Origin of the sequence: Loktanella sp. DJP18, from assembly GCF_049310965.1 — a bacterium.
In the GTDB taxonomy this organism is placed as follows: domain Bacteria; phylum Pseudomonadota; class Alphaproteobacteria; order Rhodobacterales; family Rhodobacteraceae; genus Loktanella.
On the sequence record NZ_JBMERN010000123.1, the window covers coordinates 1 to 11,335 of the forward strand.

The following is an 11,335-nucleotide window of genomic DNA, read 5'->3' on the forward strand; positions in this document are numbered from 1 at the left end:
CATCGGCAACGGGGTGGAGCTGATGTCGCTGACCGGCGGAGGCGACGCCAGCGCCGAAATGGCGCTGATCGTCGATTCGGTGCAGAACGCCAGCGCGCGCATCCGGTTCTTTCGTATCGCGTTCGGTGCCGCACCCACCGGTCAGGCCTTTCCCCGGCGCGAGGTGCTGAAGGTTCTGTCGGACATGGCAGCGGGCGGACGGATCAGTTACGACTGGCAATGCCTGGGCGACGCCAGCCGCGCTGACGTGCGCACCTGCTTTCTTCTGTTCATGTGCTTCGAGACGGCGATGATCCACGGCGGCGACATTACCGTGATCCGCGACGCCACCCACTGGACCTTGACCGCGACGGCGGACCTTCTGCGATTCGACGACGGGCTGTGGAACGGGCTGGACGGCGGCACCGTCGTCTCGACCTCGCCTGCGCAGGTCCAGTTCGCGCTGCTGCCGCAGGTGATGCAAGGCACGGGCGATGTGCTGCGCATCCAGCGCAGCGACACGTCTCTGGTCGCGACCTTTGGACCGGCCTAGGGCCGGATCGTCCCGTCACCGGTCACGAGGTACTTGAAGCTGGTCAGCTGCTCGGCGCCCACAGGGCCGCGCGCGTGCAGCTTGCCCGTGGCAATCCCGATCTCGGCCCCCATGCCGAATTCGCCTCCATCGGCAAATTGGGTGGAGGCGTTGCGCAGCAGGATCGCGGAATCGAGCTGACGAAAGAAACGGTCGGCTGTGGCATCGTCCTCGGTCAGGATCGCCTCGGTATGGTTGGACCCGTAGCGGCGGATATGCGCGATGGCCGCGTCCACGCCGTCCACGATCCGGACCGCGATGATCATGTCGAGGAATTCGTGTCCGAAATCGGCCTCTGTCGCAGCCACGGTGCCATCGATGCGCGCATCGCCATCCGCCCGGACCTCGACCCCGGCGGCCAGCAGATCGCGGATGAGGACCGATCCGTGCCGGTTCCAGAACGCCCGGTCGATCAGCAGACATTCGGCAGAGCCACAGATCCCGGTGCGTCGCGTCTTCGCGTTCAGCACGACGGCGCGGGACTTGTCCAGATCCGCCGCACCGTCGACGTAGACGTGACAGATGCCTTCGAGGTGGGCAAAGACTGGCACGCGCGCTTCGCGCTGCACGAGGCCGACAAGGCCCTTGCCACCGCGCGGCACGATCACGTCGATATGGTCGACCGCGTGCAGCATCGCCGTGACTTCGGCCCGGTCGCGTGTCGGCACAAGCTGGATCGCGGCGTCGGGCAAGCCGGCGGCGCGCAGACCGGTGACCAGCGCCGCGTGGATCGCGGTCGAGGAATTGAACCCTTCCGACCCACCGCGCAGGATCACGGCATTGCCGGATTTCAGGCACAACGCCCCGGCGTCGGCGGTCACATTGGGACGGCTTTCGTAGATCACGCCGATGACGCCGATCGGCGTGCGGACCCGTTCGATGTGCAGTCCGTTGGGCCGATCCCAGGCGGTAATGACAGCACCCACCGGATCGTCCTGTGACGCCACGGCGCGCAGGCCATCGGCCATGGCCTGAATCCGGCCATCGTCCAGCATCAGACGGTCCATCATCGCGGGCGACAAACCCGTGTCGCGGCCGTAGTCCATGTCCTTTGCATTGGCGGACAGGATCGCGGCGCGAGTGTCCCAGATCGCATCGGCAGCCGCATTCAGGGCAAGGGTCTTGGTCGCCCCGTCGGCCGTCGCCAGTTCCTGTGCGGCGGCGCGGGCGGCGCGCCCCATGGCGGTCATCGTGTCGGTCATGCGGGTCTCCCGTCCTAAAGAACCATGTCGTCGCGGTGGATCAGCGCAGGGCGCCCCTTGTATCCCAAGATCGCAGCGGCATCGGCGCTGCGGTGCCCCTTGATCTGCACCGCCTCGGCGCTGTTGTAGTTCGTCAGCCCGAGGCCAAGCGCGGCCCCGTCCGGCCCCGTTATCGCGACCGGATCGCCCCGCTCGAACGTCCCGGTCACGACCGCGACACCTGCGGGCAGCAGGCTTTTTCCACCGTGCAGCGCGACCACGGCACCGGCATCGACGGCAAAGATGCCGCGCGGCTTCATCGCGGCGATCCAGCGCTTGCGGGCCGCCTGCGGTGTGGTCTGGGCGGTAAACCATGTCGCGCGCGCCTCGTTCTGCAACGCTGACAATGGGTTCTGTGGCGATCCTAACGTGATGCACAAAGCACAGCCCGCCTCGGTCGCGACACGCGCCGCCATGACCTTGGTCTTCATCCCGCCTTTTGAAAGGCCGGAAACGGCATCGCCCGCCATTGCAAAGATGGCCGGCGTGATCTGCGGCACAGTCGGAATGTGCCGGGCCGCGGCGTCGGTCTGCGGGTTGGCCGTATACAGCCCGTCGACGTCGGACAACAGGATCAGCTGATCGGCACCGACCGTCACGGCCACCTGCGCCGCGAGCCGGTCATTGTCGCCATAGCGGATTTCGTCCGTCGCGATGGTGTCGTTTTCGTTCACAATCGGAACCACGCCAAGGGACAACAAGGTCTCCATCGTGGCGCGGGAATTCAGGTAGCGCCTGCGGTTCGTGGAATCGTCAAGCGTCACAAGTACTTGTGCGGTGACGATGCCTAGCGGGTCCAGCACGTCCTGATAGGCCCGCGCAAGCTGGATCTGACCGACGGCGGCGGCGGCCTGCGACTGCTCCAGCGGCAATTCACCCCGCCCAAGGCCCAGAACGCCCCGCCCCAGCGCGATGGACCCGCTCGACACGAGGATTACGTCGGTGCCTCGCGCCCGGATCTGTGCAACGTCTTCGGCCAGCGAGGCAAGCCAATCGGCACGCAAGGCCCCCGTGTCGCGGTCCACCAGCAGGGCAGACCCGATCTTGACCACCAGACGCCGGGCGTCGGTCAGGGTTGCCATGGCTCGTCCTCGACGGGTGCCGCCGTCGCCACGCGGTCGCGCAGACGGCCTTCGTCGATCTCGGCCCGCAGCGCGCGCAGGACATCGGTGACGCCTTCGCCGGTGACACCGGACATCAGCATGACGGGGCCACCGATGCTGGCCTCCATCTCGTCCTTCAGGAAGGCGCGTTCCTCCGCGTCCAGCGCATCAATCTTGTTCAGAACCGTGATGCGCGGTTTGTCGGCAAGGTCGCCGCCGTAAGCCTCGAGTTCCTGCACGATGGTCGCGCAGTCCTGCATCGGATCGCCGGACGTGCCGTCGACAAGATGCAGCAGCACGTTGCAGCGTTCGACATGGCCCAGGAACATGTCGCCCAGACCCCGCCCCTCGCTGGCGCCTTCGATCAGACCGGGAATGTCGGCCACGACGAATTCGACGTTGTCCACACCGACGACGCCAAGGTTCGGCACGAGGGTCGTGAAGGGGTAGTCCGCAATCTTGGGTCGCGCGTTCGAGGTCGCGGCGAGGAACGTCGATTTGCCCGCATTCGGCATGCCAAGAAGACCTGCGTCCGCGATCAGTTTCAGCCGCAGCCAGATCGTGCGTTCCACGCCTTCCTGCCCGGGATTGGCGCGGCGAGGTGCCTGATTGGTGGCGGATTTGAAGTGCAGATTGCCCCAGCCGCCATTGCCGCCGCGCGCCAGAACCACGGTCTGACCCACTTCGGTCAGGTCGGCGATGACGGTTTCCTCGTCCTCGTCGATGATCTCGGTCCCGACCGGCAGGCGCAGGATGATGTCGTCGCCAGACGCGCCGGTCATCTGCTGGCCCATGCCGTGCTGGCCGGATTGCGCAAAGAAGTGCTGCTGATAGCGGAAATCGATCAGCGTGTTCAGCCCGTCCACCGCGACCGCGATGACCGACCCGCCGTTGCCGCCGTCGCCGCCGTTCGGGCCACCGTATTCGATGAACTTCTCGCGCCGGAACGACACGCAGCCCGCACCGCCGCCGCCGGACCGGATATACACTTTGCACAGGTCGAGGAATTTCATCGGTTCGGCTTTCGGACAGTTAAGCGGCGCTGTTACGTCAGTCTGCAAACATTCTCAAGCCGGGATGGCGTTTCACAGCCCTGTCTTGAGCATGTAGGTCCATGTCGGCACCAAGGCACCGCGCGCGACGGACCAGGCTTCGGCGTCGCCGATGTAGTCGAAGCCGCAGTTCGTCAGCACGCGGGCGGAACCGGGGCTGTCCTGAAAGGCTTCGGCGAAATACTCGCGCGCGCGGTGCGGGTTGTGCGACAGCAGCGTTCGCACCGCCTCGGTCGCAAAACCGACATTCCAGAAGGCGGGGGCCACCCAGTAGAAGACTTCGGATTGGGCGCGGTCCATATGGGCAAGCGAGATCAGGCCCAGCACTTCGGCGTGGCCAGTGCAGGACCCGTCGAGGACCCAGATATCCTCTACCCGGTCCGGATGGGACGCGCGGGCGATCATCGCATCGATGGTTCCGGGCGGCAGCGGATGCGGAATGGCGCGCGTCGCGCGTGCAAGCTTGGGATCGCCAGCATACATGGAAATCAGGCCAACGTCCGCGGTGCGCAGCGGACGCAGGGTGAAACGGTCAGAGACATAGGTCTCCTGTGACGTCACCGGTGACTGGATCATGGGTTTCGCTCCTCCTCAAAACCGATGATGCGCCCCTTGGGTTGCAGGGGGCGCGAAATAGAAAAGGGGGACCGGCCTGCGCCGATCCCCCTTGCAATGTCGGGCGTTCGGCTTACTCGGCGGCCTCGGCCACCGGCAGGACGGAAATGAAGGTGCGACCCTTCAGGCCCTTGTGGAACTGCACGTTGCCTTCGACGGTCGCAAAGATCGTGTGATCCTTGCCCATGCCGACGCCGTTGCCCGGCCACATCTTGGTGCCGCGCTGACGCATGATGATGTTGCCCGGAATGACGACTTCGCCACCGAACTTCTTCACGCCAAGACGACGACCGGCTGAGTCGCGTCCGTTACGGGATGAACCGCCTGCTTTTTTGTGTGCCATGTGTCGGTCTCCTTACTTCGAAAGTTCTTTGGCTTGCTCGATCCAGCCTTCACGCTCGATCCGGCCCTTGAAGTTCAGCTTTTCGCCAAACTCCTCGATGTCGGCATCGGTCCAGGCCGCGATCTGGGCGAAGGTGGTGATGCCTTCGGCATGCAGCTTCTTCTCCAACGCGGGGCCAACGCCCGACAGCTGCTTGAGGTCGTCACTGCCCGAGGCCTCGGCGGCTTTCGGGGCGGCGGTTTTCTTGTCGGCCTTAGCCGGCTTCTCGTCAGCGGTGCGGGTCGCGGCATAGGCCGCGGCGGCACCGGCGGCGGCCATCGCCACGGCTCCGGTCGCAAAGGCCATGCCACGGCCGGACATGGCGGCGCGGATACCGGATTTGTCGGCACCGGATTCCAGGATGTCGCCGATACGCACCAGCGTCAGCTGCTGACGGTGACCCTTCTTGCGCTGCGACCCGTGCTTGCGCCGACGCTTGACGAAGTTGATCGTCTTCGGGCCCTTGATCTGGTCGATCACGGTGGCCTTGACGCCAGCGCCTTCGACCAGCGGTGCGCCGATCGTGTCGCCGACCATCAGGACATCGTTGAACTGGATTTCGTCGCCGGCTTGTGCATCCAGCTTTTCGACACGCAGCACATCGCCCGACTGGACGCGGTATTGCTTGCCACCGGTCTTGAGAACCGCAAACATAGGTCTTTCCTTTTGTCTTTCGCGTCGGTCAGGTCCCCGATCAAGGGCGTTTGCGGCCAAAGCCACCCGTCAACAGCGCGCCCGTGGGCGAATTCATGTATAGGTCCCGACAAGTGACTTGCCGAGATGGCGGCTTATCTGACCAACTGACCGTCAAGTCAACCCCTTAGAACAAGGCTCACTCATGCGTTTTGCCCTACCCTGCCTCATCCTGCTCGGTGCCTGCACCGGCGAGAATCCGTTTACCGGTGTCACCTCGGCGCTTACCGCGCCCGACAATCAGCGCGGTGCCGTCGAAGTCGCGGTGAAGTCCGAATTTCCCGCGATCATGGCGCAGATCGATGCGGGCGGCGGTCCGGCGCTGACCGCGGCCTTCGACGCGGCGGGGGTGCCATCAGAGGATCGCCCTGCCCGCATCATCCAGTTGCAACGCGACGCGGGACTGTATGATGCCAACCCCGGCGCGCTGACGCAGGCGCTGCTGGTCTGGGGCGGCTCTCAGATGTCCTGACCGGCCATGTATTCCGCAGACGCCCGCCCCAACTGCCGGCTGATCGTCACGAACATCTGATCGAAGGCGTCGAACATCGCGGCATTCAGCTGCTGGCCCGGTTCCGTCGCCGAGAAATCGATGTAGGCCTGCAGTTCGTCGTCGCTCAGCGGCTGGTAGGCCATCATCAGAAAGCCGTAGACCCATTCGGTCGTATTCTGGCGGATCTGCGGTTCCTGATCGTTTACGTCCGTCAGGACCTGATCCTCGGTCAGCTCCGCGTCGAACGCGCCGCCATCCTGCAAACCCATGTAGAAGGCAAAATTCGCGTTCATCGCGCCGACGACATTGGTGTCGATCAGATCGTTCGTCTCGACAAAGCGGGTGACAAGTTGCGACCGGGGCGTGTCCGCCTCCAACGCCACACCGGCGGACTGCTTGGCCGCCTCGTCCACGGCATCGTCCAGCAGGGCGCGGCGCGCCGAGGTTTCAAGCGTGATGATCTCTGCACCCAGATCGGACGTGAAAAAGGCCAGCATGGCGTCGACGTCGTTGCCCGCGAGTGCCGCATCCAGTGCGGCCGCCGCGCCGTCGCGCATACGGTCGAGATCGTAGATATCGCTGACAGTCTCGTCCCACTTGGCGTTTGTCGTCGTTGACAAGAGGTCGGTCGCGATCTCGTCTCCGTAGGCCAGCCCTTCCTCGCGCATGATGGCGATCATGTCGGGCAGGCCGAGCGCATCGAACAGGGCTGCCGTCTTTTCGGCATCCGTGGTCTGGGCCTGCGCCAGCGGAACGAGGGCAATCAGCGCGAGGGGCGCAAGGAAAGCGGTGCGGATGGCGTGCAGCATGGGGCGTCCTTCGAGCAGGGTCGCCACTTGATAGGGGGTGATGCGGGATAATCCAAGCACGCCTGCGACCTGCGCACGACAAAGTCAGCGCCGCCGTCCGCAGGGGGTTGCGATTTGCTTTGGCGCGTTCTAAATCCCGCCTACTAAGACCCCCGCGCGGAGAGGTGACGGAGTGGTCGAACGTGGCGGTCTCGAAAACCGTTGAGCCTGCAAGGGTTCCCAGGGTTCGAATCCCTGTCTCTCCGCCACAGACCCTTGCAATCATTGTATTATTTTTATGATTTTTGGCTCTACCCCACATCTTACCCCACATAGTTAAAACGCTTGAACGAAAGCCAATGTCCGGTTTTCCTTCCTTTGCGTAGTGTTCCGATATGTCAAACGTCAGCAGTCTTGAATTTTTTGTCACACCACTGACCCAAGCCTTAGATCATTGTCTGCCTGCCTCAAGGCTTTGTTGCAAAAGAGCCGCCAGCGGTCCAACATTTGCGGGATGAAACTACAGCTTCAAATTCCACAGGCGTGTATTTGCCGTGCTGAAGGCTAAAAATATCGGACGAACCTTTTGCAGACGAATGACAAATTCAGATGGAGCCGTCGCAGCGCGGTGAAAGGCGGTCTTTTACTTGCTGTCTCCCTCGTGAAATCGACTGCGGGTTATGCTGGCAGTCATTTGCCGACAAACCGATCAATCCTTTGGTCGACCTGGAAATCCAGATTTCTGTCGGGTGATGGCCGCGTGATTGATGAGCAGAATGGCGGCATCAGTCACTCGGAAGGTCAGGGATATGGTGCGTTGCTTGCGCAGGCCAACGGGGATCGAGATGCCTTCGATCGCATCGAAAACTGGACCCGGGCGAATCTGCTAGTCCGGCAAGATCACCTGATGGCATGGCGCTGGCACACGGGGCGGGGCGTCGCACGTCACGATTGGCAGAATGCCACCGATGGCGATCTGTTCCGCGCTTGGGCGCTACTGCGTGCAAGGCGCGATTCACAGTGGAACGTCAACGGGGACGATGTTGCCAACATCGTCCGGGATATCGCGTCACTTTGCATCCAGCCCGACCCGCGAGAGGCAATCGCCCCGCTTTTGACGCCGGGCGCAGAGGCACGGTCCTATGAACAAGGGATCCTGATCAATCCGTCATACATCATGCCACGGGCCCTGCGCGAGCTTGGGTTCGTGGCAGACCAGCCCAGCCTGATTGCAGCAGCAGACCATGGCGAACAGGTGTTGTCGGAGCTTGCAGCCATCGGGCCTGTGCCTGACTGGATCCTCGTGACGCGCAATGGCTTCGCAACTGCGACAGAGTCGGGGCGCAGTTCGGGCTATGATGCGCTGCGCGTCCCACTATTCCTGATATGGTCAGACAATTTCGACCATCCTGGGGTCGCACGTGCGGCCGCGACCTTTGCGACGGCAGGCATCCCGGGTCATGTGGCTGTCGTGACGCGTCCGGATGGCGGACTGGCGGCGCAAAGTGATCAGCGGGGATACCTTGCGATTGCCGGCCTCGCGACTTGCGCGCCGCTTGGCGTCTTGCGCGACGATTTGAATGGTCAATCATATTACCCCGCGACATTGCAACTTCTGTCAGAAGTTGCGGCAAGAGAATCGAGGGACTGCCGGACCTGAAGGGTGCGGCAGCCAAAATTCTAGCATTGTCAGCGCCGCTTCCACAGCAAAGTTTCGACACAAATTCCCCCTATCGAGAACAGGGCTATCGCGTTTGGAAATTTGAGCGCGAAGAGGGCGAACGGAGCGTGAACTTTTGGGCTCTCTCGCTGCGTTCGTGGTCAGTTTTCGATGATTTTCGACCTCTACGTGACGAGACATACCCAAACGCGATTCCCCTGCTATCGAGAAGGGGACTTGTAGGCGGCCAAAGGTGTCATCATGAAATACAAACGTTTTGTGCTGGGTGCTGTGGCCATCATCGTTGCCCTGTGGATCATCGTCGGAGAGCAGATGGCGGGCGCGAGTGCCGATGCCTTCATCAACGCGCGCTTGGTGACTGTCCGCAGTGATGTCTCAGGCCGGATCGACATGGAACGTCGCGCCCTTGGTGCGAAAGTTGGGCAGGGCGAAGTTCTGGCCTCGGTGACCGATCCGCTGGTCGACATTATTCGCCTGAACGATCTGATAATGGAGGGGGACTTTCTATTGTCAGAATTGTCGCGTCTGACTGCGTATCAGACCGCGACGCAAGAAATTTTAGGCAAACTAGAGAAGAGATCTGCGATCTTTTCGCGACATCGCATGGAAGAGATCACGATCATGCTTGATCACGCTCGAGACCGCCTTGCGCTGATTGAACTATCAGGGGAGAGCGAGGCGGAGAGTGATGCGGCCTTAGAATCCTTCGGTGCCCCCGCCAATGCATTGCCAGCTGAGCCGCGCATTCCCGGCCTCGCGCTTGATCACGCCAGAGAGCGTGTGGCAGTTCTGGAAGTTGCCTTAAGCGCGGCACAGGCAGGCGTATTTTTGGGGGGTGGCTACAACGATGCACCTAACGCCGAGCAGCGCGCTGTGGAAATGCGAAGCGAGATGGCTGCCACGAACACGTCCATCGCAGATGTCGAAGCCCGACAATTGGCTGTCGCCTCCCGTATTGGTCGCGAGAGACAACGCGTAAACGGTTTAACAGGGGGCAATATTGCTGCGCCGGTCAACGGCTTATTATGGGAGGTTCTGGCTGCCGACCAGGAACGTGTCGAACGGGGTGACCCGGTGTTCCGGATGGTCGACTGTGGGTCCGTAATGGTCAGCCTGTCGGTCAGCGAGAGGATCTACAATACCTTGACGATCGGTCAGCCCGCCAAATTTCGGCCCGCAGGTAGGAACCGGATCTTTGACGCAACTGTGTCGCGCTTGGCGGGTGCAGGTGCTGCGACAATCTATCGGAACCTTGCAGTCGCCCCCAGCCCGAAACATCTTGAACGCTACGATGTGACCCTGTTGGTGGCCGGTATCGCGAATGATCCGGATCTATCCTGCGCCATCGGTCGCACCGGTCGTGCGTTCTTTGAACGCCGCCCACTTGATGGCGTGCGTGGGCTTTTTTGATCACATGTATTATCCCAATATGACAGAGGTTGAGACCAGCGCTGCGCTGCTGCTGTTATTGTTCGGTTGCGGGACCATTCTCCCCCTCATATTGGACCGAACCAACACTTGGCACCGGTCTTTTATATTAACAATCGCAGGTCTTCTCGCTCTGCGCTATGCATTCTGGCGCGCCACGCAAACTATTGCACCATTCGGCTTCACTTTCGATATGCTCGCAAGCTGGTCACTGTTGGCATTTGAAATGCTGGCATTGGCTGGATCAATGAGCGCTTTCGTTATCATGTCGCGCGTCACACAACGTAGTGACGAGGCCACGCGCCACGCAAGGTGGTGGGGCGATAAAAGTCCCCGGGTTGCCATTCTTATTGCAACGTACAACGAGACGCTAGATGTCCTCGAACGCACGGTTATCGGTGCCAAGTCTTTGCGGCACGATAACAAGGAAGTCGTCATTCTGGACGACGGGCGGCGGGACTGGCTGCAGGACTATTGTGCCAAACAAGGTGTCCGCTATGTCCGACGCCCGGACAACAAGGGATCGAAGGCGGGCAACATCAACTACACTCTTGGTCTTCTCGCAAAGGATCCGGTGCAGCCGGATTTCATAGCGGTGCTGGATGCGGACTTTGTGCCGCACCGAGGGTTCATCTCACGCTCCATGGCGTTGTTTCACGACCCAAAAGTGGGTCTGGTCCAAACGCCACAGCACTTTTTTAACGCGGATCCAATCCAGCACAACCTTGGGCTCAGTGGGTCCTACCCCGACGAACAAAGGTTCTTTTTTGACCACATGCAGCCATGTCGGGATGGCTGGGGGATTGCATTCTGCTGCGGCACGTCGTCGATGGCGCGCTGGTCCGCGATACAAGACATCGGTGGATTTTCGACAGAAAGTATCACCGAAGACTTCATGCTGACCCTGACGTTACAGAATGCGGGCTGGGCCAGTGTCTATCTGGCAGAGCCACTGACAGAGGGTCTGGCCCCCGAAGGATTGAAGGAATACGTGACGCAACGCGCGCGCTGGTGCCTTGGCCTGATGCAGATCGCGCGATCGAACCTTGGTCCCTTTGGTAAAAATAATCTTCGGTTTCGGGACAGATGGAGCGTCGCGGACTCTGTGTTCTACTGGCTGACGACCTTTCCGTTTCGGATTGCCTCTTTCGTTTATCCGCTGCTGTACTGGTTCGGAAACATCACGGTCGTGAACGCAACTCTACCGGATGTTATTGGATATTTTGGCGCTTATTATGTTTGGATTCTGATTGTCCTGAACCTGCTAAGTCGGGGTATGGTTGTCCCC

General features: G+C 61.5%; 12 protein-coding genes and 1 tRNA gene. 6 read left to right on the forward strand and 7 right to left on the reverse strand.

Annotated features, from left to right (window positions below; genetic code table 11):
* Positions 1 to 532: histidine phosphotransferase family protein (locus tag ACOI1H_RS20875; RefSeq protein ID WP_422439888.1), on the forward strand; the 532-nt coding region annotated here is incomplete at its 5' end.
* On the opposite strand, the gene ACOI1H_RS20880 is transcribed toward ACOI1H_RS20875, so the two are convergent.
* The 6 genes from ACOI1H_RS20880 to ACOI1H_RS20905 form a co-directional block, all read right to left on the reverse strand.
* Positions 529 to 1,773, reverse strand: a complete 1,245-nt coding sequence (locus ACOI1H_RS20880) for a glutamate-5-semialdehyde dehydrogenase (RefSeq protein WP_422439889.1) — start codon at positions 1,771 to 1,773, stop codon at positions 529 to 531. The two genes, ACOI1H_RS20875 and ACOI1H_RS20880, sit on opposite strands and share 4 nt — an antisense overlap.
* Positions 1,774 to 1,787: 14 nt before the next feature.
* Positions 1,788 to 2,894 carry a glutamate 5-kinase gene (gene proB / locus ACOI1H_RS20885; protein WP_422439891.1) on the reverse strand — a complete coding sequence of 369 codons (1,107 nt, stop codon included), beginning with the start codon at positions 2,892 to 2,894 and terminating at the stop codon, positions 1,788 to 1,790.
* A complete protein-coding gene (gene obgE / locus ACOI1H_RS20890) occupies positions 2,882 to 3,928 on the reverse strand; it encodes a GTPase ObgE (RefSeq protein ID WP_422439893.1) in 1,047 nt (348 codons plus the stop codon). The genes proB and obgE overlap by 13 nt, the downstream gene beginning before the upstream one ends.
* Positions 3,929 to 4,000: 72 nt before the next feature.
* Positions 4,001 to 4,543: a GNAT family N-acetyltransferase gene (locus tag ACOI1H_RS20895; protein ID WP_422439895.1), complete on the reverse strand. Its 543-nt coding sequence runs from the start codon at positions 4,541 to 4,543 to the stop codon at positions 4,001 to 4,003.
* 112 nt (positions 4,544 to 4,655) lie between these two features.
* The gene (gene rpmA / locus ACOI1H_RS20900) at positions 4,656 to 4,925 is read right to left on the reverse strand and encodes a 50S ribosomal protein L27 (RefSeq protein WP_072855858.1); all 270 of its coding nucleotides are present in this window, start codon (positions 4,923 to 4,925) and stop codon (positions 4,656 to 4,658) included.
* 12 nt (positions 4,926 to 4,937) lie between these two features.
* Complete coding sequence (locus tag ACOI1H_RS20905) at positions 4,938 to 5,618, reverse strand: 50S ribosomal protein L21 (RefSeq protein ID WP_422439896.1); 681 nt, start codon at positions 5,616 to 5,618, stop codon at positions 4,938 to 4,940.
* Between the two features lie 184 nt (positions 5,619 to 5,802).
* Between ACOI1H_RS20905 and ACOI1H_RS20910 the strand changes: the two genes are divergently transcribed.
* Positions 5,803 to 6,129 carry a hypothetical protein gene (locus ACOI1H_RS20910; protein ID WP_422439897.1) on the forward strand — a complete coding sequence of 109 codons (327 nt, stop codon included), beginning with the start codon at positions 5,803 to 5,805 and terminating at the stop codon, positions 6,127 to 6,129.
* Here the strand turns inward: ACOI1H_RS20910 and ACOI1H_RS20915 are convergent.
* Positions 6,117 to 6,959 carry a DUF2059 domain-containing protein gene (locus ACOI1H_RS20915; protein WP_422439899.1) on the reverse strand — a complete coding sequence of 281 codons (843 nt, stop codon included), beginning with the start codon at positions 6,957 to 6,959 and terminating at the stop codon, positions 6,117 to 6,119. The genes ACOI1H_RS20910 and ACOI1H_RS20915 overlap by 13 nt on opposite strands.
* A gap of 158 nt (positions 6,960 to 7,117) precedes the next feature.
* Here ACOI1H_RS20915 and ACOI1H_RS20920 point away from each other — a divergent pair.
* From ACOI1H_RS20920 to ACOI1H_RS20935, 4 genes are all read left to right on the forward strand, one after another.
* A tRNA-Ser gene (locus tag ACOI1H_RS20920) sits at positions 7,118 to 7,207 on the forward strand.
* Positions 7,208 to 7,599: 392 nt separating this feature from the next.
* On the forward strand, positions 7,600 to 8,598 hold the full coding sequence (locus tag ACOI1H_RS20925; protein ID WP_422439901.1) for a glycosyl hydrolase family 8: 999 nt from the start codon (positions 7,600 to 7,602) through the stop codon (positions 8,596 to 8,598).
* 261 nt (positions 8,599 to 8,859) lie between these two features.
* On the forward strand, positions 8,860 to 10,029 hold the full coding sequence (locus ACOI1H_RS20930) for an HlyD family efflux transporter periplasmic adaptor subunit (RefSeq protein ID WP_422439903.1): 1,170 nt from the start codon (positions 8,860 to 8,862) through the stop codon (positions 10,027 to 10,029).
* Positions 9,941 to 11,335, forward strand: a 1,395-nt coding sequence (locus ACOI1H_RS20935) for a glycosyltransferase (protein WP_422439905.1), incomplete at its 3' end; no start/stop codon positions are given. The genes ACOI1H_RS20930 and ACOI1H_RS20935, both read left to right, overlap by 89 nt.